This window comes from Streptomyces sp. col6 (assembly GCF_008042035.1).
Classification (GTDB): domain Bacteria; phylum Actinomycetota; class Actinomycetes; order Streptomycetales; family Streptomycetaceae; genus Streptomyces.
Genome location: NZ_RDBL01000010.1, coordinates 80,369 through 104,061 on the forward strand (window position 1 = coordinate 80,369; position 23,693 = coordinate 104,061).

The following is a 23,693-nucleotide window of genomic DNA, read 5'->3' on the forward strand; positions in this document are numbered from 1 at the left end:
CTCAGGCGAGCGCCCAGGCGACGTCCCGGAGCATCGCGTGCCGCCAGCCCGCGCGGTCGTGATCCGAGGCGGAACGCGACACGCGTACGGCCGCCCCGGCCTGCTCGGTCAGGGCCTCGACCGCCGCGCAGTGGGGGAGCATCCGCGTCTCGTGCTCCCCCACGTCGAACGCGATCCGCAGCCCCGACAGGTCGGGGCGCTCCCGCAGCCGGCCGGCGAGGGCGCCGCCCAGCGGGCCGTCCAGCAGGTCCGTACGGGCCGCGCAGTCGGGGGCCCACCAGAAGGAGCCCGACTGGCAGGCGACCCGGGACACCAGCTCCGGGAACTCCAACGCGGCGTACAGGGCGCTGAGTCCGCCGAGGCTCTGCCCCGCGACCACCAGCGTGCCCGGGTCGGCGGGCACCCCGGAATCCGCCACCAGCGGCAGGAGTTCGTCGCGGACCGCCTCCCACAGTTCCGGCCGGCACGTGAACTCGCCCACGCGGTCCTTGGCCGGCAGGAAGACGAGCGTCACCGGCGGCAGCGCCCCGTCGGCGACGGCCGCCTCGAACGCGGTCATGGCCGGGTGCAGATACAGCCAGTCGTCCCCGTCGAGCAGCAGCACCACGGGCCCGCCGCCGGCCACCGGGTGGACGCGCACCGTGCGGCGCCCGCCGAGCCGCGCGGACGCCCAGCGCAGCCGGGTGCTGGGGACGGGCAGCACGTCGTCCGCGCCGACCAGGGGCCAGTAGGGCTGTGCCGGTGCGTCCGGGGTGACCGCGATCGAGCGGTCGCCACCGGCGGCGGACGGGTTGAACGGGTCGGCGTATGCCCCCTCGTCCGTGATGAACCGGTAGGTCACCCGCAGCCGCGCGGGCATCGCCACCTCCGCGTACCAGCAGTCAGTGACGCCCCACCGGCGCAGCGGCGACGGCTCCCGCGACCAGCTCTCGAAGGCCAGGTCCGCCGGGCCGCCGCGCCGGAGGAACAGCGTCACCCAGCCGCCGTCCTCGCCGGGCCGGGACGCGGGCGTCCTGGCCGCCGCCCAGAACGCCTCGGTACCCGGTTCGCCGGGCAGCCCGAAGGCGGCGAAGGGGCTCTCGGTGGCGGCCACGAGCTGATCCTTGCGATCACCGGGGGGCATGAGGGGTCTCCTTGTGCAGAGGGAAAGGAAAAGGCTAAGCTCACGATCGGTTAGGGGAGCCTAACCTAAGCTTGTTTTTCCTTGATGAGGAGGCCCTGCCCGCATGAGCACCAACCCGTTCGACGACCCCGAAGGCCGTTTCCTGGTCCTGGCGAACGACGAGGGCCAGCACTCCCTGTGGCCGTCCTTCGCCGAGGTGCCCGGGGGCTGGACGGTCGCCTTCGAGGAGAACACACGCGAGGCGTGCCTGGAGTACGTAGAGGCCAACTGGACCGATCTGCGGCCCCGTTCGCTCGCCGCGTCGATGGACGCCTGACCTCCGTAACGACAGCTCCGGCGGGACGGCCCGCCGGAACGTTCCTGCCCTGTGGCACCGAGGAAGGACCGTCTTGACCACGGCCGCGCCGCGCCCCGTACCCCTGCCCTCCCCTTCGCTCCAGCGGGCGCCGCGCGTCCGGACCGCCGGGTCCGGCGACGCGGCCGCGCTCGCGGAGCTGTCCCGGCCGTTCGCACGCGCCGGCGCCCTGCGCGAGCGGCCCGATTCCCTCTACGCGGCCCGCGCCGCCGAATTCCTGGTGGCGGTGGGGCGGGACGGCGGCSCGGAGGGCTGTGTGGGAATGCGGGTGTACGCGGGGGAGGGGATGCCCATGGGCGTCCTGTACAACTTCTGTGTCGCCGGGCACCGGCAGGGGCGCGGGACGGGGGCCGCGCTCCTGCGGACCGCGCTGGCCGTGGCGCGCGCCCAGTCGCTCGGCGCCCTCTTCACCGCGACCACCGGGGACGGCCGGCTGTTCCGCCGGTACGGCTTCGCCCCCGCGACGGCCCGTCGGGCGCCGCGCGCCTGGGCCGAGTCCCTGGACCCCCGGCGCAACGCGCTGATCCTCACCCGCACCCTCTGAACCGGGCGCCGGGCCGCATGTGAGCCCGGCCCGGCGCCCTCCTCCACGTCAGACCGGGCTCACCACGTGGTCCTCGTCCGGCACCACCGTGGTCCCCGCGACGTTCCCGTCCAGGACGCCCCGCAGTACCGCGTGCGGCACTCGGCCGTCCAGCACGTCGGCCCGGCCCACCCCGCCCCGTACGGCCCGCAGGCAGCCCTCCATCTTCGGCAGCATCCCGCTCGCCAGGTCCGGCAGCAGCCCGTCCAGCGCGCCGGCCGTCAGACGGGTGATCACCTCGGTGCTGTGCGGCCAGTCCGCGTACAGCCCCGCCACGTCGGTGAGGACCACCAGCCGTTCCGCGCCGAGTGCCACGGCCAGGGCGGAGGCGGCGAGATCCGCGTTGACGTTGTAGACCTGCCCGTCCTCGCCCCGGGCCACGGGGGAGACCACCGGTATGTGACCCTGTGTCAGGAGGGTGTGCACCATGTCGGGGTTGACCTCGGCGATGTCCCCGACCTGGCCGATGTCCACCGCCACGCCGTCCACCCACGCGGGCCGCCGTACGGCCGTCATCGTGTGCGCGTCCTCGCCGGTCAGGCCGACGGCGTACGGGCCGTGGCTGTTGATGTGGCCCACCAGTTCGCGCTGCACGCGGCCGGACAGCACCATGCGGACGACCTCCATGGTCTCCGCCGTCGTCACCCGCAGGCCCGCCTCGAAGCGGCTCTCCAGTCCCAGCCGGTCCAGCATCGCGCTGATCTGCGGTCCGCCGCCGTGCACGACGACCGGGCGCAGCCCCGTCCGGCGCAGCTCCACGACGTCCTCGGCGAAGGCCTGTTGCAGCTGTGCGTCGACCATGGCGTTGCCGCCGAACTTGATGACGACGACCGGTCCCGAATCCTCTTCCATTTAGCTTAGCCTAACCTTAATTGGCCCGGTCGTGGTCAAGAGGAAGCCCGTCGGCGGAGGACGTCCCCTCCGCCGACGGGCGGTACCCCGTGGGCGTCAGCCGATCTCGATGAGGAGGTCGCCCGCCTCCACCTGCTGGACCCGGCCGATCGCCAGGCGGCGCACCACTCCGGCCGACTGCGCGGTGATCGACGCCTCCATCTTCATCGCCTCGATCGTGGCGACCGTCTGGCCCGCCGAGACCGACGCGCCCTCCTCCACCTGGAGTGTCACCACCCCCGCGAACGGCGCCGCCACATGGCCGGCGTCGGAACGGTCCGCCTTCTCCGCCGCCTTCACCTCGGTCGCCACCGACTTGTCCCGCACCGACACCGGCCGCAACTGCCCGTTGAGCGTAGTCAGTACGCTGCGGAAGCCGCGCTCGTCCGCCTCGGAGATGGCCTCCAGCTCGATCAGCAGGGTGACCCCGGGTTCGAGCGTCACCGGGTGCTCGGTCTCCGGCTCCAGCCCATACAGGAAGTCCGGCGTCGGCAGCACCGAGGTGTCGCCGTACGCCTCGCGGTGGGCGGTGAACTCCTTGGTCGGGCCGGGGAACAGCAGCCGGTTCAACGTCGCGCGCGGGGACTCGCGCAGCGCCTCGCGGTCCTCGTCCGACAGGTGCGGCGTCTGCGCCTTCTCCGGGCGGCCGTGGAGCGCCCGGGTGCGGAACGGCTCGGGCCAGCCGCCGGGCGGGTCGCCCAGCTCACCGCGGAGGAACCCGATCACCGAGTCCGGCACGTCGAACTTGCCCGGGTCCGACTCGAAGTCGGCCGCCTCCACGCCCGCGCCCACCAGGTGCAGCGCCAGGTCACCGACCACCTTCGAGGACGGCGTCACCTTCACCAGCCGGCCCAGCATCCGGTCGGCCGCCGCGTAGCAGTCCTCGATCAGCTCGAAGCGGTCGCCGAGGCCCAGCGCGATGGCCTGCTGCCGCAGGTTGGACAGCTGGCCGCCCGGGATCTCGTGGTGGTAGATCCGGCCGGTCGGCGAGGCCAGCCCCGACTCGAACGGGGCGTACACCTTGCGGGTCGCCTCCCAGTACGGCTCCAGATCGCCGACCGCCTGGAGGGACAGGCCCGTCGCGCGCTCCGTGTGGTCGGTCGCGGCCACCAGCGCGGACAGCGGGGGCTGGCTGGTGGTGCCGGCCATCGACGCGACGGCCGCGTCCACCGCGTCCACCCCGGCGTCGATCGCGGCGATCAGCGTGCCCAGCTGGCCACCCGCCGTGTCATGGGTGTGCAGGTGCACCGGCAGGTCGAACCGCTCGCGCAGGGCGGTGACCAGGGTGCGCGCGGCCGGCGGACGCAGCAGCCCCGCCATGTCCTTGATGGCGAGCACATGGGCGCCCGCCTCCACGATCTGCTCGGCCAGCCGCAGGTAGTAGTCCAGCGTGTACAGCGTCTCGCCCGGGTCCGACAGGTCGGCGGTGTAGCACAGTGCCACCTCCGCGAGCGAGGTCCCCGTGGCGCGTACCGCGTCGATCGCCGGACGCATCTGTGAGACGTCGTTGAGGGCGTCGAAGATACGGAAGATGTCCATTCCGGCCGAGGCGGCCTCGGAGACGAACGCCTCGGTGACCTCGGTCGGGTACGGCGTGTACCCCACCGTGTTGCGGCCGCGCAGCAGCATCTGCGTACAGATGTTGGGCACCGCCTCACGGATCTTGACCAGCCGCTCCCACGGATCCTCCGCGAGGAACCGCAGCGCCACGTCGTAGGTCGCGCCGCCCCAGCACTCAAGGCTCAGCAACTGCGGGACGGTGTGCGCGACATGTGGCGCGACGGCCAGCAGGTCCCGGGTGCGGACCCGGGTGGCGAGCAGCGACTGATGGGCGTCGCGGAACGTGGTGTCGGTGACGGCCACGGCCGACTGCGCCCGCAGTTCGGCGGCGAACGCCTCGGGACCCAGCTCGGCGAGACGCTGGCGCGAACCGGGCGGCGGCGTCCCCGGCGGCAGGGCGGGCAGCTTGTCCGCCGGGTCGATGACCGAAGGACGCGGCCCGTACGGGCGGTTGACGGTGGTCTCCGCCAGGTAGCTGAGCATCCGGCTGCCGCGGTCGGCCGAAGGGCGGGCCCGGATCAGCTCCGGGTGCTCGTCGATGAAGGAGGTCGTGATCCGTCCCGCCCGGAACTCCGGATGGTCCAGCACCGCCCCCAGGAACGGCAGGTTCGTCGCCACCCCGCGGATACGGAACTCGGCGATGGCCCGGCGCGCCCGGCGCGCCGCGTTGGCGAAGTCGTGGCCGTGACAGGTGAGTTTCACCAGCATCGAGTCGAAGTGCGCCGACACCTCCGCACCCGTGTGGACGGTCCCGCCGTCCAGCCGGACGCCGGGCCCGCCGGGGGAGCGGTACGCGGAGATGGTGCCGGTGTCCGGACGGAAGCCGTTGACCGGGTCCTCCGTCGTGATGCGGCACTGCATCGCGGTCCCGTTGAGCGTGATGTCCTCCTGGGACAGCCGCAGTTCGGGCAGCGTCATGCCCGCCGCGATCCGCAGCTGCGCGATCACCAGGTCGCGCCCGGTGACCTGCTCCGTCACCGTGTGCTCCACCTGGATGCGCGGGTTCATCTCGATGAAGACATGGTGGCCGCGCTCGTCGACGAGGAACTCGACGGTGCCCGCGTTCACGTACCCGATGTGCCGGGCGAAGGCGACCGCGTCCGCGCAGATCCGCTCCCGCAGCTCCGGATCCAGATTCGGGGCCGGTGCGATCTCGACGACCTTCTGGTGGCGGCGCTGGAGCGAGCAGTCCCGCTCGTACAGGTGCACCACGTTGCCCTCGGCATCGGCCAGGATCTGCACCTCGATGTGGCGGGGGTTGATCACCGCCTGCTCCAGGAACACCGTCGCGTCCCCGAACGCGGACCGCGCCTCGCGCATCGCCGCGTCGATCGACTCGCGCAGCTCGCCCGGCTCCGCCACCCGGCGCATGCCGCGCCCTCCGCCACCGGCGACCGCCTTCACGAAGACCGGGAAGCCGATCTCCTCCGAGGCCGCGACGAGGGCGTCCACGTCCTCCGACGGCTCGGACGACTTCAGCACCGGCACACCCGCGTCCCGGGCCGCCGCCACCGCACGGGACTTGTTGCCCGTCAGGTTCAGCACCGAGGCGGGCGGCCCGACGAAGGTGATGCCCGCCTCCGCACACGCCGCCGCCAGGTCGGGGTTCTCCGACAGGAAGCCGTATCCGGGGTAGATGGCGTCCGCACCCGCCTTGCGGGCCGCCTTCACCACCTCGTCCACCGACAGGTACGCCCGCACGGGATGCCCCGGCTCACCGATCCGGTAGGCCTCGTCCGCCTTGGCCCGGTGCAGGGAGTTGCGGTCCTCGTGCGGATACACGGCCACGGTGGAGATGCCGAGCTCGAACGCCGCGCGGAACGCGCGGATCGCGATCTCCCCGCGGTTGGCGACCAATACCTTGTCGAACATCAAACTCCCCAGTCGTGTCACGAGCGTGTGGCGTCAAGGACGGGCGGTACGGCACGGACACGCTGCGCGTCGGAGACCGTACGGCGGTGGCGAGGTGCTCCGTGAACCCCTGGGACCGGAGCGTTCGACACCGTACCGGAGACTTCCCCCGAGATCGCGAGCGCAAAAGATGGCTTGCGTCACGCCCCAAAACGTCCCCCGGCTGCAGTCCCCAACAAGGATGTTTTGCCGGTTCTTGGGAGCGGGGCCATGCTGGGGGTCATGGCCGACCATGCCGGCCCCGAACCCGTCGCCGCGGTGCGGCGCGCTCTCCGCCTGCTGGAGGCCGCCGGCGCGCACGGGCACGAGGCCACCGCGCAGCAGCTGGCCCGGGAAGCGGGGCTTTCCCCGGCCGCGGTGGACGAACTGCTGCCCATGCTGGTCGGCGACGGCTACCTGAAGGAGCTGGAGGACCACACCTTCGTCCTCGCCGACACCGCCCCCGGCGGCGGCCCCGGCGCGCAGCCGGTGCCCGTGCGGGTACGGCCCGCCCTCGCCGCCCTGCGCAACGATCTGGGGGCCGCCGCCTATCTGACGCTCTACGTGGACGGCGAGATCCGGGTCGTGGAGATCGTCGACAGCGCGCGCACCCCGCGGGTGGACCTCTGGGTGGGTCTCGACGAGGCCGGGCACGCCACGGCCCTCGGCAAGAGCGTGCTGCGGGAGCTCGACGAGGAGGCGCGCGCCGACTACTTCTCCCGGCACGATCTGACCGGGCTCACGCCCCGCACCATCACGCACAAGGACGAGCTGTTCGAGCAGCTCGACGGCTCGCGCGCCCCGGTGGTCATGGACCGTGAGGAGTACGTGCGCGGCACCACCTGCGTGGCGGTGCCGGTCTACAGCGGCGAACAGGTGGGCTCCCTCGGCATCTCGTTCCGGTCCGACCGGATGTACCGCACCTCGCAGGTCCGCGAGGGCCTGTTGTCGGCCGCCGTCCACATCTCCCGGAAGCTCACGCTGCCCGGCTGACGGGCGGCCCTCAGTCCAGCCGGGTCAGGTCCGGCCGAAGCCGCTGCCACACCGGGTGGCGCAGCCGGCCCGCCGCCGTCCACTGCGAGGCGCTGACCTCCGCGACCAGCCGCGGCTCCACCCAGTGCGCGCCGGCCACGTCGACCGGGCCGGTGAACGGGGATCCCGGGCACGCGAGCACCTTCAGGTACTCCCTCAGGTCGCCCAGCTCCTGATCGGACAGCCCCGACCCCACGGAGCCCGCATACCGCAGCCCCGCCGGCTCGTCCACCCCCACCAGCACCGCCCCCGGCACACCGGCGGGCGCACCCCTGCGCTGGGTCCAGCCGCCGATGACCACGTCCAGCGTCTCGACCCGCTTCGTCTTGCGCCAGTCGGGTGAACGGAGCCCCGGCGTGTACGGGGAGGAGAGCCGTTTGGCGACCACTCCCTCCAGGCCGCCGCGCTCGACGGTCTCCCACGCCTTCGCACCGTGACCGCGCACATAGGACGGCACCGACCAGTGCGGCCCCGCGGACAGCACCCCGGACAGGACCGCGCGCCGCTCCTCGTAGGCCAGGGCGGTCAGCGGGCGGCCGTCGAGGAACATCACGTCGAAGACCACCAGGTACGCGGGGAAGTCCAGTGCGAGGCGGGCCGCGCGGCGCGCGTTCATGATGCCCATCCGGCGCTGGAGCAGCCCGAAGTCCGACCGCCCCGCCGCGTCCAGGGCCACGATCTCGCCGTCCAGGACCACGCTGCGCCCCCGCAGCACATCACCGAGGGCGTGCAGCTCCGGGTAGGTCGGCGTGACGTCGTTGCGCGCCCGTGAGGTCAGCCGCAGCGAGCCGTCCCCCGGCGTCGAGACGACACAGCGGGCGCCGTCCCACTTGGCCTCGAACGCCCACTCCGCGTCCGGCACGGGCAGCGGGCCCGGCACGGCCAGCATGGGGGCGATCGTGGGGGGTGCCCCGGAGGAGTCCCAGGGGGTGGCGGCCATAGCCTCCATGATCGAGCGGCCGGCCGGTCCCCGCAGTCCGGGAGTGTCAGGCCGCCCAGGCGGACACCGTCAGGGTGGCGGCGAGGACCCGCCACAGCGCCCAGGCGCCCGCCCGGCTCGCCGCTCCGCACGGCACGCTCCTGGTGCAGGAGGTCTCCCGGTCCTGCCACGCGGCGACGTCCAGGTAGTGGAAGCCCAGGGAACGCGTGAAGGTGAACCGGATATGCAGCCCCGCGCCCAGGTCGTGGCCCGGGAGCGTGGCGATCTGGAGGTGGGCGCCCGCGGCGGACTCCACGCGCACCGGATTGCCACCGAGCAGGTCGCAGACGTCACCCGAACGGACGCGGTCGGGGCAGCCGCCGCTCACCGGGAACAGCCAGAAGTGGCTCGTCAGCTGCCGGCGCACGGCCTCCGGCGTGGTGAACGGGTGTACGCCGAGCCCGTAGTCGAACCAGTACAGCAGCCGTTCGGCGTCGAGGCAGCGCTCGCGGCCGGGGTCACACGCACCGGCGGTGTGCGACGGCCCGCGCGGGGGAGCCGCCCGCCGGGGTCCGGCGTCCGCGCGGGCCGCAGGGGCGGCGAGCACCAGCGCGAGACAGGGCGCCACCGCGAGCGCCAGGGCGCGCCGGGCGCCCCGGCGCTCACGGGGCACCTCTCAGCCCGGTGACTCGTCCGGCACCGGATGTTCCGGGTGCACGCCGGCGTTGCGGGCCTCGCCACGTCCGGACCCGGACTCGTCCGGATCGGGCAGGTCGCGGCCGTCGTCCTCGTCACGCCCGGCGCGCGGCGGCGCCGGCACGTCCATCGGGTCCTCGCCGTCCTGGACCTGCTGGTCGGGCAGGTCCGCGGGCACCGGAGGGGGACTCGGGGACGCTCCCTCGTGGACGGGTCCCTCTGGTCTGCGGTCGGTCATGAAGATCCTCCGTCGTCGTCCCCGCGGGCAGGCGGCGGGGCATCGGTCGCCTCGCGGCGCCGGGTACCCGCAGCGCGCCCGCCAATTCATTGTGGTCCGGCCGGGAGCGCACGGCATGTCCGCCGGACCCGGGACGACGGGGCCCGTTCCCGGCTCAGCGGCGGGCGAGCAGGAACATCTGCGGTTCGGGCACGGCCGCAGGGACGGCGGGGACGAACATGGTGCTCTTCCGCGACAGGACGGTGAACCCGGCCTCCTCCACCAGCGCCGTGAACGCGTCCTCACCGAAGCTGGTGACCTCCACCGGCTGACCCATGAACGTGCCGCTGACCCCTTCCACGTCCAGCGGCACCGTCGCGACCGCCAGATGACCCCCCGGCCGCAGCACCCGTGCGGCCAGGCGCAGCACGTCCCCCTGGTCCGCGCGTGGCATCTGGAGCAGTGCGAAGTACAGGCACACCGCGTCGAAGGCGCCGTCCTCCAGCGGGAGGGTGCGGACATCGGCGCACCGGAATTCGGCGGCCGGGACCTGGCGCGAGGCGATGTCCACCATCACGGGGGAGACGTCGACCCCCAGCACCTCGTGTCCGGCGTCGACGAGGGTCTGAGCCGTCGGCCGGCCCGTGCCGCTGCCGATGTCCAGCACCCGGCCATGGGCGGGCAGTACGGCCAGGAGCTGTTCCAGCGAGGCGAGGTGCGCGGCCGAACCGGCGAACGCCTCCTCGTACATGGTGCCGAGGGCGTCGAACACCGCCGCCGCGGTGCGAGGTTGTCCCGCTGACATGGCAGACCCCTTTCTGCTCCGGTCCTGTTCCGGTGCTCCTCCACTTCTACTGCAACGCGCGCACCGCCGCCGCGAAAACCGCCGGGGCCCGGTGTGCCGCCGGCACCACCAGCCGCGCCGTGGCAGGGCGCCTGGCCGCCGCCAGCAGCCCCGCCGTCAGTAGCCGGTGACGCAGGGTCAGCCGCTGCCAGTGGGCGGGGTACGCCCGCGGCCGGCCGGCGGCCAGCGCGTCCACCGCCGCGCCCGCCGTCGCCACGGCCAGCGCGACGCCCTCACCGGTCAGCGCGTCCAGGTAGCCCGCCGCGTCCCCCACCAGCAGCACCCGACCGGCCCGCCGCGCCCGCGCCCGCTGGTGCAGCGGCCCGGCACCGCGTACGGGCCCCGCCTCGCGGCCGAGCAGCGAGGCGGCGAGCCGGGGGAACGCGGCCAGCTGACGCCCGTACGGCAGGCGCTCACGGCTGAGCACCGCCACGCCGACCGAGCCGTCACCGAGCGGAGTCACGTACGCCTCGCCGTGCCGCGACCAGTGCACCTCCACGAAGTCCGTCCACGCGTCCACGCGGTAGTGGCGCCGCAGCCCGTAGCGGCGCACCGGTGTCGCGGGCCCGTCGAGCCCCAGTTCCCGGCGCAGCGGCGAGTGCAGCCCGTCGGCGGCGATCAGCCAGCGGGCCGTCAGCCCGCACGCCGTCACCCGGTCCGTCTGCTGCCGGACACCGGCGACCTTGCCGGGGACGATCCGGACGCCGAGCTCCAGCGCCCTCCGGTGCAGTGCGGCGTGCAGCACGGTGCGCCGGACCCCGAGCCCCGGCCCGCCGCGGAACGGGGCGACCGCGCTGCGCGGGCCCGCCACATACCGGATGCCGCGCAGCGGCTGCCCGTCGACCGCGACGCCCAGGGCGGCCAGGGCGGCCGCGCCGCTGGGCATGATGCCCTCGCCGCACGCCTTGTCGACGGGCGCGGTCCGAGGCTCCACGACCACCGTCTCCATGCCGAGAGCGGCGGCCCGGATCGCCGCCGCGAGTCCCGCCGGGCCGCCTCCCGCGACCAGCAGGTCGATCACGCCGCTGCGCCCGGCGCGGAGGCGAGTGCGGCCTCCTCGCACCGCACCCGTACGGCCATCAGCCCGGCGTTGCACACGGTGAACACCACGGCCGTCACCCACGCGCCGTGCACCAGTGGCAGCGTGATCCCCTCGGCCGCGACGGCCACGTAGTTGGGGTGGCGCAGCAGCCGGTAGGGGCCGCCCGTCACCAGCGGCAGGCCCGGCACCACGACGACGCGGGTGTTCCAGCGGTGCCCGAGCGTACGGATGCACCACCAGCGCAGCGCCTGTGCGGCGGCGACCGCCGCCACCATCGCCCAGCCGAGGAGCGGCACGAACGGCCGGTCCGCCACCGCCGCCTCGGCCAGGCAGCCGGCCAGCAGCGCCGTGTGCAGGGCGACCATCGCCGGGTAGTGGCCCCGGCCGGACTCGACACCGCCCCTCGCCCGCGCCCAGCGGGTGTTCCGCAGGGCGACGGCGAGTTCGGCGACGCGCTCACCGGCCACGGCCAGTACCAGCACGGCGTACCAGAACATGTCTCCTCCGACCTACCAGCGCAGCAGCACCAGTTCGCAGCAGAATCCGGGCCCCATGGCCATCAGCAGACCGGGGAAGCCCCGCTCCGGACGGCGTTGCTCCAGGGTGTCGCGCAGCACATGGAGCACGGAGGCCGAGGAGAGGTTGCCCACCTCGGCGAGCGACCGCCAGGTGACGTCGAGCGCCCCGTCGGGCAGCGAGAGGACGTCGGACACGGCCTCCAGGACCTTCGGGCCGCCCGGGTGGCACACCCAGTGCGCCACGTCCTTCGGCTTCAGCCCGTGCTCCGCCAGGAAGTCGCGCACATCGTCCGCCAGATAGCGGCGCACCACGTCCGGCACCCCGGGGTCGAGCCTCACTTTGAAACCGGAGTCGCGGATGTCCCAGCCCATGACGTGCGCGGTGTCCGGGTACATACGGCTGCGTGTGGCCACCACCTCGGGGCCCTCACCCCGTCCCCGGTCCGCCCCGAGCGCCACGACGGCCGCCGCCCCGTCACCGAACAGCGCGGTCGCCACCAGATTCGCCGGGGTCGCGTCCCACCGCTGGAACGTCAGCGAGCACAGCTCCACCGACAGCAGCACCGCCACGTCCTCGGGCCGCCCCAGCAGATAGTCGTGCAACCGCGCCACCCCGGCCGCCCCCGCGACACAGCCGAGCCCGAACACCGGCAGCCGCTTCACATCGGGGCGCAGGCCGAGCCGCCCCACGAGCCGGGCGTCCACCGAAGGCGCCGCCACCCCCGTGACGGAGGTGAACATCAGCAGGTCCACGTCCTTCGGCCGCAGCCCCGCCGTCCGCAGCGCCCCGCGCAGCGCCTCGGCGCCCAGGTCGACCGCAGCCCCGATGAACACGTCGTTGGCGTCCCCGAATCCGCGCAGCTCCCCGTACTGCTCCAGGGGCAGCACCATGGTGCGGGCGCGCACCCGGGCGTTCTCGTGCAGCCGGTCCAGGACACGCCGGTCCGCTCCCGGCGGCAGGCAGGTCCGGGCCACCATGTCGGTGACCTCCCGCTGCGTGTGCCGGTACGGGGCCAGGGCGCCGTGCACGGCCGCGATCCGGGTCATCGCGGGTCCCGCTGAGCATGCGTCATGCGCTCATCCCTGCCCCACGAGGGGGATGAACCACCGCAAACAACCCTTGCGGGTGCCACTCCGGGCCGTGCCGGATGCCTACGATCACGCCATGGGCACCCCGGAACCCCCGCGCTCCTGCGCCGCACCGACGTGGCCCCTCCACCGCACGGCCGCGCTGGCCCGCTCCTGCCACCCGGGCCCGGTGGCCGCGGTGACCGTGATCGCCGCCCTCCTCGGCACGGGGGCGGGTCTGAGCGGTGCGCGCACCACCCTGCTCGTCGCCGCCGTGCTGACCGGTCAGCTATCGGTGGGCTGGTGCAACGACGCGTTCGACGCCCGGCGGGACGCGACGGCGGGCCGTCGCGGCAAACCGGTGGCCGACGGGGCGGTGAGCGCCCGGACGGTATGGACGGCGGCCCTCACCGCGGCGCTGCTCTGCGTCCCGCTCTCCCTGGCCTGCGGCTCGCTCGCCGGAACCCTGCACCTCGCGGCGGTCGCCGCGGCCTGGGCGTACAACCTGGGAGTGAAGGCGACCCCCCTGTCCTGGCTCCCGTACGCGACCGGCTTCGCCGCCCTCCCGGCGATGGCCGCCCTGTCGGTGCCCGACGGCCCGCCCCCGCCCTGGTGGCTGGTGACCGCCGGCGCCCTGCTCGGCGTCGCCGCGCACCTGGGCGACGTCCTCCCCGACATCGAGGACGACCTGCGCGCCGGCGTGCGCGGCCTGCCCCAACGCCTCGGCCCCACCAGGACGGCCGCCCTGCTTCCCCTGCCGCTCCTGGCAGCCTCCGCGACCCTGGCTCTCGGCCCTCCGGGTCCGCCCGGCCCCTGGGGAACGGCGACCCTGGCCATCGCAGCCCTCACAGCCCTCACCGGCCTCTTCCTCGCCCGCACCTGGCGCAAGGCACCCCTGGCCGCCGCCGTGATCGTGGCAGCGGCGGACGCGGTGCTCCTGGTGGTACGGGGAGTGGGCCCGGGGTGAGCGGCGGCGTCCTGCGCGGGCGGCCTCAGCCCGATGCCGCGGGTGCCGCGTCCTCCAGGTGGCGGTAGAACTCCCGCCACTCCTCGAAGGCCCCCTCGAACCAAGGGACTCCCGCGGCGAGGGGTACCGCGTACCGGCACGTCTCGCGGTAGTAGGAGCGCTGCTTCTCGGCCCGCGGGTGCGTGCCGAGCCGCTGCACGTTGCTGAACCGGTCCGCCAGCTTGAGCGCCAGGACCTCCGGCGGGGCGGAACGCAGGCCCAGAAGGTAGCGGTCACGCACCTCCGCAGGATCCTCGTGGGCTTCGGGGTCCGGCTTCGTCACCCAGCTCACCCACTCCTCGACCCGGGGGCCGAACCGCTCACCGACCTCCCCGGCGGTGCGGTCGGTGTCCTCGACGACGTCGTGGAGTACGGCGGCGACCAGCAGGTCCTCGTCGCGGACACCCGCGCCCGAGACGAGGATCTCGACCACCTCCAGAAGGTGCTCCAGGTACGGCTCACCGGCAGGTCTCTTCTGCTCCCCGTGTGCCGCTTCGGCGAATGCGACGGCCTCCCCGAGGCGCTGCGCCGACACCTCCGGAGCGAGCACCACCAGCTCCCGGCGGGCGGTGTCCCAGTCGTGCCACGCCCCGAACACCCGATGAGTCAAGACAACTCCGCGTCCGCGGCTTCCAGCTGCCTCTTGTATTGCGCCCATCGAGGCAGCGTCGACGGCGGCTCGCCGGCCTTCGCCCTGCGGGTCTCGAATTCTCCGGCGATGCGTCGCCGCTGTATCTCGGCGAGGGCTTCGGTCCTGATCGACTTCATTTCCGCGGCGGACTCGCACTCCCTCTCGTCGATGACGAAAGTCGCGAGATCGAATCCGTCCGCAGTCCTCCTGCGGAATGTCGAGATCATGACGAACTCCGGCCCTGTCTCATCTGTCACGGGTGCCTCCTGCGAGTCTCTTCCCGAAAATCCTGGCGGGCCGTCCGCAGAGGACGCGCGTCCGGGGCGGTCGTGCCGCACCGTACGGGTGGCTACCGGCCGCCCGCCACCCTGAGCACCGTCCCCGTCGTGTACGACGCGTCCGGGGAGAGCAGCCAGGAGACGGCGGCGGCGATCTCCTCCGGGATGCCGGGGCGGCCCAGGGGGATGCCGGGGCCGAGCTTGTCGGGGCGCTCCGGGTCCGCATGGAAGCCGGTGCGGATGACGCCGGGGGCGACCGCGTTGACGCGGATGCCGGCCGGGCCGACCTCCTTGGACAGGCCGACGGTCATCGTGTCGACGGCCCCCTTGGCGGCGGCGTAGTGCACGTACTCGCCGGGGCTGCCCAGCGTGGCGGCGGCCGAGGAGACGTTGACGATCGCCCCGCCGCCGGTGTGCGTCATGTCGCGCACCGCACGCCGCGCGCAGAGCAGGTACCCGAGGACGTTGACCTCCAGGGCACGCCGCATCCCCGCGGCATCGGCGTCCGCCAGGGGGCCGACCGGGCCGCTCATGCCCGCGTTGTTGACCAGGCCGGTGACCGGGCCCAGCTCGGCGGCCGCGGTGTCGAAGAGGCGGTCGACGTCCGCCTCGTCGGCGGTGTCCGCCCGGACCGTCACACAGCGCCGGCCCGTCGCACGTACCGCGTCGGCGACGGACTCGGCCGCCGCGGAGTCCGCGTGGTAGGCCAGCGCGATGTCATGGCCCTCGCCCGCCAGCCGTACACACACCGCCGCACCGATGCCGCGGCTCCCGCCGGTGACCACGGTGACCGGTTGACCGTTCATGGCAGACCCCACCTTCCGTCGTACTCGTTCGCGGGGCCATCGTAGGCGGGGGTGATCAACAGCCCGAGCGACGGGGGCCGGGGTCACCGGCCCGCGCACGCGACGGTGGACTGCCACCCACTCATGGAAGAGTGACAGTCCACCGGTCTGTGTGCCGTGTCGTCACACGGGGAGGCCGTTGTTCTCGCGGCCGTCCTGCTGGTCGCTCTGCTCCCGCAGCTTCCGGGCCTTCTCCTGGAGCCGGCGACGCTGCTCCGGGTCCTTGGTGCGCTCCGCGGCCTCGGTCATGTGCTGGGCCTTCTCGCGCATCTGCTGGGCTCGGTTCGCCTCTCGTGCAACGCTCATCGTCACTCCTCGGGGACGGTAGGGGAGAGCGGGCCCCTTCAGGGAAGCAGCGCGCCGTCACCAACGCACGCCGAAGCATCACACACCGTGATGGCCGCAGGTGGGGGCGGGCGGGACGGACCGGGCTCCGGCGCTGGCATGATCGAGGGTATGAACGAGCGCATGATCGCCGCGTGTGACGGGGCGTCGAAGGGTAATCCGGGGCCCGCCGCCTGGGCCTATGTGGTGGCCGACGCCGGGGGCCGGCCCCAGCGGTGGGAGGCGGGGCCGCTCGGCACCGCCACCAACAACGTCGCCGAGCTGACCGCCCTCCAGGAGCTCCTGGAGTCGGTCGGCCCCGCCGTGGCGCTCGAAGTCCGGATGGACTCGCAGTACGCGATGAACGCGGTCACCAAGTGGCTGCCCGGCTGGAAGCGCAACGGCTGGAAGACCTCGGCCGGCAAGCCCGTCGCCAACCGCGAGCTGGTGACCCGCATCGACGAACTCCTCGCCGGGCGGGCCGTGACCTTCGTGTACGTACCGGCCCACCAGGTGGACGGTGATCCGCTCAACGCCCTCGCCGACCAGGCCGCCAGCGAGGTGGCCGTCACCCAGAGCGCCGCCGGCACCTCGCTGGCGGCCTGGTCGGCGAGGGCGTTGAGCGGATCACCGTCCACCTGGTGGGCCGGTACGTACACGAAGGTGGCGTCGGCAAGACGACCCTCGCCGTGCACGTCGCCCACCAGGCCCGCAGACACTTCCCCGACGGCCAGCTCTACGTCGACCTCCAGGGCGCCGGAGCACGCGCCGCCGAGCCGGAAACCGTCCTCGGCGCCTTCCTCCGAGCCCTCGGCACCGCCGACTCCGCCATCCCCGACACCCTCGACGAACGCGCCGCCCTCTACCGCTCCACCCTCGACGGCCGCCGCGTCCTGGTCCTCCTCGACAACGCCCACGACGCCGCCCAGATACGCCCACTGCTCCCCGGCACGGAAGGCTGCGCCGCCATCGTCACCAGCCGGATGCAGATGGTCGACCTGGCCGGCGCGCACCTCGTCGACCTCGACGAAATGTCCTCGGCGGAATCCTTCGAGTTCCTCACCCGGATCGTCGGCGAGGAACGCATCCACTCCGAGTGGGAGGCCGCGCTCGACGTGGTCGCCGCCTGCGGGTTCCTCCCCCTCGCGATCCGGATTGCAGGCTCACGCCTTGCCGCCCGCCGTAGCTGGACGGTCTCGGCCCTGGCCGCCAAGCTCTCCGACGAGCGTCAACGGCTGCAAGAACTACAAGCTGGAGACCTGGCCGTACGTGCCACGTTGGACCTGAGCTTCCGGAACCTCACGAAAGTGCAAGCCCGGGTCTTCAGGATGCTCGGGGCGCAATCTTCACCGGCAATCTCAGCGGAAGAGGTGCGAACCATGCTCAGGGTCGGTGCCGTCGAGGCGGAGAGAGTCCTTGAGGAACTGGCAAGTGCCGGCATCTGTATTCCGCTGGAGTCCGGTAGGTATCGGCTGCATGATCTTGCACGGCTCTACGCCAGAACGGCGACCTACTAGAGCGAACTCGTCCTCAAGTAGCCTGCCCCTCACGCACGCAGGATTGAACCGGTCACGGACAACCGGGGCGGGGGAGGGGCGAGCTACCGTGGTTGACGCAGATGCACGGCTGCGCGCGGGCGGTACGTATGGACCGCCTCGCCACTGTTCCGACACGGAAGCCGGATAGGACGTCACACGGTGGGCTGGAAGCGGCTCGACAGCGAGCGCCTGCACCTGGGGCCGGTTGTGTCCCTGCGCAGGGACCGGGTTGTGCGGCCGGACGGAAGCACCGGCGTCTACGACCATGTCGTCGTCCACGACATGGTCAGGATCGTGGCCCTGGACAGCCGGAGACGGCATGTGCTGCTGGTCGAGGACGACTTCTACCTCCAAGAGTGCCGGATGCTGCATCTGCCCGGCGGCGGCACCGACGGTGAGGCTTCGGTGGCGGCCGCGCAGCGCGAGCTCGCCGAGGAGACGGGATTCGTCGCCGATCGGATCGCCCCTCTGGCGACGCTGGACCTGCTGCCGGGCGTGACGGCCGCGCGTCTCCACCTGTTCGCGGCGACGGGCCTCACTCCGAGCCGGGACACTGCCCGCAGGGACGCCACCGAGGCCGGACTGACAGTGGCGTGGTGGCCCCTTGAGGAGGCGGTAGCGGCAGCGAGTACGGGCAGGATCACCGATGCCGGGAGCGTGGCCGGGCTGCTGCTGGCCGTCAAGGAAAGGTGACAGCCCGCACACGGGACATCCAGTGCCCGGGGTGGAGGCTGTGTACCCCGGTCCCGGCCGAGACGGAGTTCTGGCAGTCGGACACGCACCGCCTCCACCGCCGTCGCCGGTACGAGCGCGTCGTGGCCGGCATGCTCCTCGGGAGCGACACCCGCTTCGGCCGCAGCACGCGGTCGGCCGCCCCGGCCGGCCGCGTCCGGCCCGCCTCACAGACCGGCCGCACCGGCAGTGAACAGCCCGTGACGCGGAAGGAACCCCGAGCGCGGCGTCCGGTAAGGCGGCGGTGTCAGCGTGGGCTCCATGACCATCCTCGCCGCCTCGGCCCCGCCGCCCGCCTCCTGCCGCGACGTTCCATGGACGAGCGCACGCGAACGCGCTCACGCGGCCCCCGCCCCGTTGCCCGCCACGCGGGCTCCCCTCGCCGACGCGGCCGGATCCGCCCTCGCCGAGGCGCTGCGCAGCCCCCAGCCGATACCGGCATTCGACACGGCTGCCATGGACGGCTACGCCGTCGGCCCAGGCATCGGTCCCTGGCGGGTACTGGGCGTGGTGCCGGCCGGCGGCATCTGGGCGGGTGGGACGCTGCACGCCGGTGAGGCAGTCGGGATCTCCACGGGAGCGCCGGTCCCGGCGGGAGCGCGCGCGGTGGTTCCGCTGGAGCAGGCCGGACGGTCCGGGGACCTCGTGCACGGTCCGTTCCTGGCCGAGGACCGGCACATCCGCCGTGCCGGGGAGGACGCGCCGGCCGGATCGGTCCTGGCCGCGGCCGGAACCCGTGCCGGCCCCGCTCTGCTCGGCCTGGCCGCGGCATGCGGCTACGACACCCTTCCCGTACGCCCCCGTCCACGCGTCCGGATACTCGTCACCGGCGATGAAGTCACGCGTACGGGCCGCCCCGCGACAGGCCGGGTACGCGATGCGATCGGACCGTTCCTGCCGCCCCTCGTCAGAGCGCTCGGAGGGGAAACCACGGATGTCCGTCACGTGCCGGACCGCCCCGCCGGCTCGCTGCGCGCGCTGGTACGCGCCGCGTCCGACGAGGGCGCGGACGTGACGGTGATGACCGGGTCCACCTCGGTCGGCGCCACCGATCAGTTGCGGAGGCTGCTCACGGAGGCGGACGCGCGGTGGGTGGTCGACACGGTGGCCTGCCGCCCCGGCCACCCCCAGCTCCTGGCCCGGTTGCCCGACGAGCACTGGGTGGTGGGCCTGCCCGGAAACCCGTACGCCGCCCTGGTCGCCGCTCACACCCTGCTGGCGCCGTTGCTGTCGGGGCTCACCGGCCGTCCGCTGCCCGCCTTGCCGCGCATCCCGCTCGCCGGCGACATCCGTACCGTCCCCGGCCGCACCCGCCTGATCCCGGTGGCCTGGGACGGCGCCACCGCACACCCTGTCGGCGGTCATGGCCCCGCGTTCCTGCGCGGAGCGGCCCTCGCAGACGCCCTCGCCGCCGTGGCGCCGGACTGGCGGCCCGGACAGCCCGCACCCCTGATCCTCCACCCCTGAGACGGAGGGCCCGCAGGCCGGCGGCGCGTAGTATCCATTGCCGGTGGCGCGGAGCCACCCCTGATGTCCGCTGCGGCATATCCGGGTCTCCGCGGCCGGCAGGCCATGTGGTGTACGTGCCGCGTCGCGGGCATCGCGCCCTTCTGACGCTGCCCGGGAACGAAGTGAGGTAGGGCAGTGATCTGCGTCGGCGGCATGATCGGAATCGGCAAGACCAGTGTGGCCGAGCTGATCGCCAAGGAGCTGGGAAGCAAGGTCTTCTACGAGAGCGTGGAGGACAACCCGATCCTGCCGCTCTTCTACACGGCCGGCCCCGAGGAGATAGCGGCGAAGCGCTACCCCTTCCTCCTCCAGCTCTACTTCCTGCAGACGCGATTCGCCGCGATCAAGGAGGCGTACCGGCAGGACGACAACGTCCTCGACCGGTCGATCTATGAGGACTGGTACTTCGCCAAGGTCAACCACGACCTCGGCAGGATCAGTTCCCTGGAGATGCGGGTGTACGAGGGGCTGCTCACCGAGATGATGCGTGAGATCGACGGCCTGCCCTACCGCAAGGCGCCGGACCTCATGGTCTACCTCAGAGCGGACTTCGAGACGGTGCTGCACCGCATCGGTCTGCGGGGGCGCGCATTCGAGCAGGATGAGGGTCTCGTCGAGTACTACCGGATGCTGTGGTCCGGATACGACGACTGGGTGCGCGAGCACTATCGCGCCAGTGACGTCCTCGTGATCGACATGAACCGCACCGACGTCGTGAACAGCCCCGAAGACGCTGAGCGCGTCGTCCGGGAGGTGGCGGACGCCCTGTCCGTCGCAAGGGCCCGGCGTTCCTGACGCGGAGGTACGTGGTGGCGGGGGATCTGGGTGACGGCCTCATGAACAGCGGTCCGGGCGCGGCGGACGAAGCACCGGTGGACGAGATCGTCGAAGCGCTGCGCGGTGTCGCGCAGCTGGGAGGCTTCTTCGCCCTCGGCACGGTCCGGGGGCCCGGGTCCGGCGGAGGGCACCTCACGTGGGAGGGGTTCTCGGCGCGGGCCAGGACCGTCAACGAACGCCTCGCCACCGCCGAGACCCGTATCGGTGTCTCCATCGCCCACCTCGGACTCGCGGCACGCCTGTGGTCGCCGGTGCTCGCCTGCGCCCTCGTCCACGGGATCGTGCCAGTGATGACCACCGTGGAATGGGCCGACGACGGCTCGTCCCTTCGGCTGGCGGGGCCGCGGGGCAGCCGCGCACCGCGATCGGCTGCGGCACTGGCGGACGCCGTGGCCGCGCAGGCCGACGGCGTCCTCCAGCGCGTGGAGAGCCACCTGCCCGCCCGGGTGGCGCCGCGGCTGCTCGCGGGGAACTCCGCTTCCGCGCTGGTCGGCTCGGCGGCGCAGCTGCTGAGGCTGCGGCCCGGCCTGCGAGGGCCGCTCACCGAGCTGACGCGGGACCTCCTGGAGACGGGACGGCTGCGCGGGACCGGCCGGATCACCGGCCCCGAGCTGAGCTTCCGCCGCCGCAGCTGCTGCCTGTACTACCGGGTGCCGAACGGCTCGACGTGCGGTGACTGCTGCCTGGTCCGGTGACCGGGCACTCCCCACCAGAGGGACCGGGCCCTTCCAGCGGGAGAGGCCCCTGGAAGACTGTCCGCATGAGTACGGAACAGCGCGCGGTCCTCGTCATCGGCATCGGGGCCGGGGACCCCGACCACCTGACCCTCCAGGCGGTGAAGGCGATCCGGCGTACCGACGTCTTCTTCATCGTCGGCAAGGGCCTCCACAAGGCGTCCCTGACCGACCTGCGCCACCAAATGATCGAGGAGCACGCGCAGGGCCCGTACCGCGTGGTGGAGGTCGAGGACCCCAGCCGCGACCGGCGCCCGATGGACCGCTCGGACTACACGGCGGCCGTCCACGACTGGCGTGAGCGGCGCGGTGAGATCTTCGAGAGGGCGATGCGCGAGGAGATGACAGCCGGCGAGACGGGGGCCTTCCTCGTCTGGGGCGACCCGTCCCTGTACGACAGCACGCTCGGCATCCTCGGGGACATCGAGGACCGTGGCGCGCTCTCCGTGAGCGTCGAAGTGATCCCCGGCATCACGAGCGTCGCCACCCTGACCGCCCGGCACCGCATCCCGCTCAACCAGGTGGGCCGACCGGTGCACATCACCCCGGCCCGCCGCCTCACCGACGTCGGCCGGAACGACGACGGCGACATCGTCGTCATGCTCGACGCCCACGAGTCGTTCACCCGGGCCGTGGGCGACGACGTGTGGATCTACTGGGGCGCCTACCTCGGCACCCCGGACGAACTTCTGGTCGCCGGGCCGCTCCACGAGGTCTCCGACCGCATCCGGCGGGTCCGCGCCGAGGCACGCGAGCGGCACGGCTGGATCATGGACACGTATCTTCTGCGGATGAGGGAAGACCTGTCGCGGGGAGCCGCCGCGCCCGCGGAGGCCGTCTAGCAGTGCCGCTGCCACGGGCCGAGGTACGAGCTGTCGATCTCGTACAAGCCGGATGCCGGCACCTTGAGGCGCACCCACTCGCCGTCACGTTCGATGCAGCCGCCGTTGGTGCGCAGCCAGGGGGAGTAGGCGATACGCAGGCTCACCGTCCCCGCACTCCGGGTGCGGACGGTGACCTCGGCATGGTCGCTGCTGACCACGGACGCGCCGGCGCCGGTCACCATGGGGCGGGCGTTCTCGACCGCGTAGATCTTCCAGTGGGCGTCATGCCACACCGGCTTCAACCAGTGGGGCTCGCGCTCGACGAGTCCGGCCTCGTCCTTCGCCGCGAAGTCGGGCTCCCCTTCCAGGAGAACGACGTACTTCACTGCCCAATTGTCGAGCCAGGAACGGTACTTCGCAGTTGAGAACCGGCCCTCGTAGAAAAGGTCACCGCGCTCCACGTCCACCTGACGATTCCATCCGCGGGCGAGATTCACCTGGCTGCCGAGCACGGTGGTCTCCCGGTGGCTGACCGCCGGTACGACCTCCACACGGGCCCGGTCCGCACCCAGCCGGTCCAGCGCCGCCCGTACGCCGCGCGTTTCCGTGGCCCACGCCGGCACGGGCGTAGACATCCTCGTCACGTGAAGGGTGTGCGTCGTGACCCACTGGGCGGAGATCGCGAGCGCGACGGCGAGCGCCGCCCTCTGCGGCAGGCGGGCCCTGCCGGTGAGCACCGCGGCGAGCAGCACCGGGCCGCCGAACAGCTCGGCCAGCCGCACGACATTGGCTCCCACAGGGGTGGGGATCACCGCCGACAGGATGACGCCGAGCGCGTACACCGCGGCGCCGTAGCGGAGCACCCGCCACTCCGGTGGCGCACACGCGGCGAGCAGAACGCCGAAGAGGACCGGCTTCCACAGATCGCTCGTGGAGATGGGCATCACGCCGCTGAAGGGGAAGAGCAGCGTCGTCAGACCCACCACCGCGATGGGGGGAGCGCACAGAGCGAGGGCCTTGCCCACGTCCCGGTCGAGGAGCCGGCCCGCGCCGCACACGAGGAGGAACAGCCCTGCCACCGGACTGGCCATGGTGGCCAGGGCGCTCAACACACCGGCCATGACAAGGCGCTTGCTCTCCCCCGTCAGCACCAGGCACGAGGCCAGGGCCGGAACGACGCCCAGCGCGAAGGTGGACCGGCCCGAGGCGACGTTTCCCCACAGGAACAGCACGGCCAGGAGCGTGGGCCACATCGGGTGGCGGACTCCGCCGCGGACGAACAAGCAGCCCACGAGCCATGAGGCGGCCATACCCGAGGCCACGGTGACGGTTCGCACGCCGAGCAGAGCCATCAACTGCGGGGCGAGGACGCTGTAGTTGCCCACATGGACGCCGCCGTACCAGGCAAGGTTGTAGGGCGATCCGGGGTGGTCGGCGACGAATCGCGTCCAGGAGATCTGTGCGGCGAGGTCGCCGCCTCCGGTGGCGAGAAACAGGGCCCAGAGAACGTATGCGGGCAGGGCGACGACGCAGGCGGTGAGGGGTACGCGATAGCGCTCCAGGAATGGCCGCGGCTCTCGCGGCCCACCGGTACGGGTGTTCTTTCTCTGGGCGGGAAGTCCGGCCTTGACATCGGATACCGCGGTCGCGGTTCGCCGTTGTGCCGGATCGCTCCCGGCGACCACTGCCCAGCCGTC

The 23,693-nt window shown here is 72.9% G+C and carries 23 protein-coding genes and 4 pseudogenes; 12 read left to right on the plus strand and 15 right to left on the minus strand.

Features of this window, described 5'->3' with window-relative positions; translation table 11 throughout:
- Position 1 precedes the first annotated feature (1 nt).
- Positions 2–1,123: an alpha/beta hydrolase-fold protein gene (locus EAO73_RS15240; protein ID WP_147972086.1), complete on the minus strand. Its 1,122-nt coding sequence runs from the start codon at positions 1,121–1,123 to the stop codon at positions 2–4.
- 103 nt (positions 1,124–1,226) lie between these two features.
- On the opposite strand from EAO73_RS15240, the gene EAO73_RS15245 reads away from it, so the two are divergent.
- Both EAO73_RS15245 and EAO73_RS15250 read left to right on the plus strand, forming a co-directional pair.
- The gene (locus EAO73_RS15245; protein WP_147972087.1) at positions 1,227–1,439 is read left to right on the plus strand and encodes an MbtH family protein; all 213 of its coding nucleotides are present in this window, start codon (positions 1,227–1,229) and stop codon (positions 1,437–1,439) included.
- Positions 1,440–1,512: 73 nt separating this feature from the next.
- A complete protein-coding gene (locus tag EAO73_RS15250; protein WP_147972088.1) occupies positions 1,513–2,022 on the plus strand; it encodes a GNAT family N-acetyltransferase in 510 nt (169 codons plus the stop codon).
- Between the two features lie 48 nt (positions 2,023–2,070).
- On the opposite strand, the gene argB is transcribed toward EAO73_RS15250, so the two are convergent.
- Together argB and EAO73_RS15260 are read right to left on the minus strand one after the other, a co-directional pair.
- Positions 2,071–2,913, minus strand: coding sequence for an acetylglutamate kinase (gene argB / locus EAO73_RS15255; RefSeq protein WP_147972089.1), 843 nt, complete (start codon positions 2,911–2,913; stop codon positions 2,071–2,073).
- Between the two features lie 96 nt (positions 2,914–3,009).
- A complete protein-coding gene (locus EAO73_RS15260; RefSeq protein ID WP_147972090.1) occupies positions 3,010–6,384 on the minus strand; it encodes a pyruvate carboxylase in 3,375 nt (1,124 codons plus the stop codon).
- Positions 6,385–6,645: 261 nt separating this feature from the next.
- On the opposite strand from EAO73_RS15260, the gene EAO73_RS15265 reads away from it, so the two are divergent.
- Complete coding sequence (locus EAO73_RS15265; protein ID WP_224756325.1) at positions 6,646–7,395, plus strand: IclR family transcriptional regulator; 750 nt, start codon at positions 6,646–6,648, stop codon at positions 7,393–7,395.
- Between the two features lie 10 nt (positions 7,396–7,405).
- Here the strand turns inward: EAO73_RS15265 and ligD are convergent, their stop codons facing one another.
- From ligD to EAO73_RS15300, 7 genes and pseudogenes are all read right to left on the minus strand, one after another.
- Positions 7,406–8,374, minus strand: a complete 969-nt coding sequence (gene ligD, locus EAO73_RS15270) for a non-homologous end-joining DNA ligase (protein WP_147972092.1) — start codon at positions 8,372–8,374, stop codon at positions 7,406–7,408.
- A gap of 46 nt (positions 8,375–8,420) precedes the next feature.
- Positions 8,421–9,026: a hypothetical protein gene (locus tag EAO73_RS15275; RefSeq protein ID WP_147972093.1), complete on the minus strand. Its 606-nt coding sequence runs from the start codon at positions 9,024–9,026 to the stop codon at positions 8,421–8,423.
- A 3-nt stretch (positions 9,027–9,029) separates the two neighbouring features.
- Positions 9,030–9,287 carry a hypothetical protein gene (locus tag EAO73_RS15280; RefSeq protein WP_191134085.1) on the minus strand — a complete coding sequence of 86 codons (258 nt, stop codon included), beginning with the start codon at positions 9,285–9,287 and terminating at the stop codon, positions 9,030–9,032.
- Between the two features lie 154 nt (positions 9,288–9,441).
- Positions 9,442–10,071 (minus strand): class I SAM-dependent methyltransferase, encoded by a 630-nt coding sequence (locus EAO73_RS15285; protein WP_191134086.1) that lies wholly within the window; start codon positions 10,069–10,071, stop codon positions 9,442–9,444.
- Positions 10,072–10,117: 46 nt separating this feature from the next.
- Positions 10,118–11,131 carry an NAD(P)/FAD-dependent oxidoreductase gene (locus EAO73_RS15290; protein WP_147972094.1) on the minus strand — a complete coding sequence of 338 codons (1,014 nt, stop codon included), beginning with the start codon at positions 11,129–11,131 and terminating at the stop codon, positions 10,118–10,120.
- Positions 11,128–11,649, minus strand: a complete 522-nt coding sequence (locus tag EAO73_RS15295; protein WP_147972095.1) for an isoprenylcysteine carboxyl methyltransferase family protein — start codon at positions 11,647–11,649, stop codon at positions 11,128–11,130. The genes EAO73_RS15290 and EAO73_RS15295 overlap by 4 nt, the downstream gene beginning before the upstream one ends.
- 12 nt (positions 11,650–11,661) lie before the next feature.
- A pseudogene (locus EAO73_RS15300) lies at positions 11,662–12,723 on the minus strand (type III polyketide synthase); the annotation flags it as partial.
- 112 nt (positions 12,724–12,835) lie between these two features.
- On the opposite strand from EAO73_RS15300, the gene EAO73_RS15305 reads away from it, so the two are divergent.
- Positions 12,836–13,705: a UbiA family prenyltransferase gene (locus EAO73_RS15305; protein ID WP_147972097.1), complete on the plus strand. Its 870-nt coding sequence runs from the start codon at positions 12,836–12,838 to the stop codon at positions 13,703–13,705.
- Between the two features lie 25 nt (positions 13,706–13,730).
- On the opposite strand, the gene EAO73_RS15310 is transcribed toward EAO73_RS15305, so the two are convergent.
- From EAO73_RS15310 to EAO73_RS15325, 4 genes are all read right to left on the minus strand, one after another.
- A complete protein-coding gene (locus EAO73_RS15310) occupies positions 13,731–14,354 on the minus strand; it encodes an HD domain-containing protein (protein ID WP_224756326.1) in 624 nt (207 codons plus the stop codon).
- Positions 14,351–14,632 (minus strand): hypothetical protein, encoded by a 282-nt coding sequence (locus EAO73_RS15315; protein WP_147972098.1) that lies wholly within the window; start codon positions 14,630–14,632, stop codon positions 14,351–14,353. The genes EAO73_RS15310 and EAO73_RS15315 overlap by 4 nt, the downstream gene beginning before the upstream one ends.
- A 92-nt stretch (positions 14,633–14,724) precedes the next feature.
- Complete coding sequence (locus EAO73_RS15320; protein ID WP_147972099.1) at positions 14,725–15,459, minus strand: SDR family NAD(P)-dependent oxidoreductase; 735 nt, start codon at positions 15,457–15,459, stop codon at positions 14,725–14,727.
- Between the two features lie 162 nt (positions 15,460–15,621).
- A complete protein-coding gene (locus EAO73_RS15325; protein ID WP_147972100.1) occupies positions 15,622–15,804 on the minus strand; it encodes a DUF6381 family protein in 183 nt (60 codons plus the stop codon).
- 150 nt (positions 15,805–15,954) lie between these two features.
- On the opposite strand from EAO73_RS15325, the pseudogene EAO73_RS15330 reads away from it, so the two are divergent.
- The 8 genes and pseudogenes from EAO73_RS15330 to cobF form a co-directional block, all read left to right on the plus strand.
- Positions 15,955–16,417 (plus strand): annotated as a pseudogene (locus tag EAO73_RS15330) (ribonuclease H family protein); the annotation flags it as partial.
- Positions 16,418–16,484: 67 nt separating this feature from the next.
- Positions 16,485–17,160, plus strand: a pseudogene (locus tag EAO73_RS15335) (NB-ARC domain-containing protein); the annotation flags it as partial.
- A gap of 359 nt (positions 17,161–17,519) precedes the next feature.
- On the plus strand, positions 17,520–18,053 hold the full coding sequence (locus tag EAO73_RS15340) for an NUDIX domain-containing protein (protein ID WP_147972101.1): 534 nt from the start codon (positions 17,520–17,522) through the stop codon (positions 18,051–18,053).
- Positions 18,050–18,166: pseudogene (locus EAO73_RS36590) on the plus strand (pyridoxine 5'-phosphate oxidase C-terminal domain-containing protein); the annotation flags it as partial. The gene EAO73_RS15340 and the pseudogene EAO73_RS36590, both read left to right, overlap by 4 nt.
- A gap of 187 nt (positions 18,167–18,353) precedes the next feature.
- Complete coding sequence (locus EAO73_RS15350; protein WP_147972102.1) at positions 18,354–19,559, plus strand: molybdopterin molybdotransferase MoeA; 1,206 nt, start codon at positions 18,354–18,356, stop codon at positions 19,557–19,559.
- 177 nt (positions 19,560–19,736) lie between these two features.
- A complete protein-coding gene (locus EAO73_RS15355; RefSeq protein ID WP_263576304.1) occupies positions 19,737–20,396 on the plus strand; it encodes a deoxynucleoside kinase in 660 nt (219 codons plus the stop codon).
- A gap of 41 nt (positions 20,397–20,437) precedes the next feature.
- Positions 20,438–21,133 carry a (2Fe-2S)-binding protein gene (locus EAO73_RS15360; RefSeq protein WP_147972104.1) on the plus strand — a complete coding sequence of 232 codons (696 nt, stop codon included), beginning with the start codon at positions 20,438–20,440 and terminating at the stop codon, positions 21,131–21,133.
- Positions 21,134–21,198: 65 nt separating this feature from the next.
- Positions 21,199–22,014, plus strand: a complete 816-nt coding sequence (gene cobF / locus EAO73_RS15365) for a precorrin-6A synthase (deacetylating) (RefSeq protein ID WP_147972105.1) — start codon at positions 21,199–21,201, stop codon at positions 22,012–22,014.
- On the opposite strand, the gene EAO73_RS15370 is transcribed toward cobF, so the two are convergent.
- Positions 22,011–23,558 carry a hypothetical protein gene (locus EAO73_RS15370; protein ID WP_147972128.1) on the minus strand — a complete coding sequence of 516 codons (1,548 nt, stop codon included), beginning with the start codon at positions 23,556–23,558 and terminating at the stop codon, positions 22,011–22,013. The genes cobF and EAO73_RS15370 overlap by 4 nt on opposite strands.
- Positions 23,559–23,693: the final 135 nt, after the last annotated feature.

Excerpts from the sequence above, each read along its gene's own strand:
- EAO73_RS15240 (WP_147972086.1), bottom strand. The coding sequence starts at position 1,123 with ATGCCCCCCGGTGATCGCAAGGATCAGCTCGTGGCCGCCACCGAGAGC.
- EAO73_RS15245 (WP_147972087.1), top strand. The coding sequence starts at position 1,227 with ATGAGCACCAACCCGTTCGACGACCCCGAAGGCCGTTTCCTGGTCCTG.
- argB (WP_147972089.1), bottom strand. The coding sequence starts at position 2,913 with ATGGAAGAGGATTCGGGACCGGTCGTCGTCATCAAGTTCGGCGGCAAC.
- EAO73_RS15260 (WP_147972090.1), bottom strand. The coding sequence starts at position 6,384 with ATGTTCGACAAGGTATTGGTCGCCAACCGCGGGGAGATCGCGATCCGC.
- EAO73_RS15265 (WP_224756325.1), top strand. The coding sequence starts at position 6,646 with ATGGCCGACCATGCCGGCCCCGAACCCGTCGCCGCGGTGCGGCGCGCT.
- ligD (WP_147972092.1), bottom strand. The coding sequence starts at position 8,374 with ATGGCCGCCACCCCCTGGGACTCCTCCGGGGCACCCCCCACGATCGCC.
- EAO73_RS15280 (WP_191134085.1), bottom strand. The coding sequence starts at position 9,287 with ATGACCGACCGCAGACCAGAGGGACCCGTCCACGAGGGAGCGTCCCCG.
- EAO73_RS15285 (WP_191134086.1), bottom strand. The coding sequence starts at position 10,071 with ATGTCAGCGGGACAACCTCGCACCGCGGCGGCGGTGTTCGACGCCCTC.
- EAO73_RS15295 (WP_147972095.1), bottom strand. The coding sequence starts at position 11,649 with ATGTTCTGGTACGCCGTGCTGGTACTGGCCGTGGCCGGTGAGCGCGTC.
- EAO73_RS15305 (WP_147972097.1), top strand. The coding sequence starts at position 12,836 with ATGGGCACCCCGGAACCCCCGCGCTCCTGCGCCGCACCGACGTGGCCC.
- EAO73_RS15320 (WP_147972099.1), bottom strand. The coding sequence starts at position 15,459 with ATGAACGGTCAACCGGTCACCGTGGTCACCGGCGGGAGCCGCGGCATC.
- EAO73_RS15325 (WP_147972100.1), bottom strand. The coding sequence starts at position 15,804 with ATGAGCGTTGCACGAGAGGCGAACCGAGCCCAGCAGATGCGCGAGAAG.
- EAO73_RS15350 (WP_147972102.1), top strand. The coding sequence starts at position 18,354 with ATGACCATCCTCGCCGCCTCGGCCCCGCCGCCCGCCTCCTGCCGCGAC.
- EAO73_RS15360 (WP_147972104.1), top strand. The coding sequence starts at position 20,438 with ATGAACAGCGGTCCGGGCGCGGCGGACGAAGCACCGGTGGACGAGATC.
- cobF (WP_147972105.1), top strand. The coding sequence starts at position 21,199 with ATGAGTACGGAACAGCGCGCGGTCCTCGTCATCGGCATCGGGGCCGGG.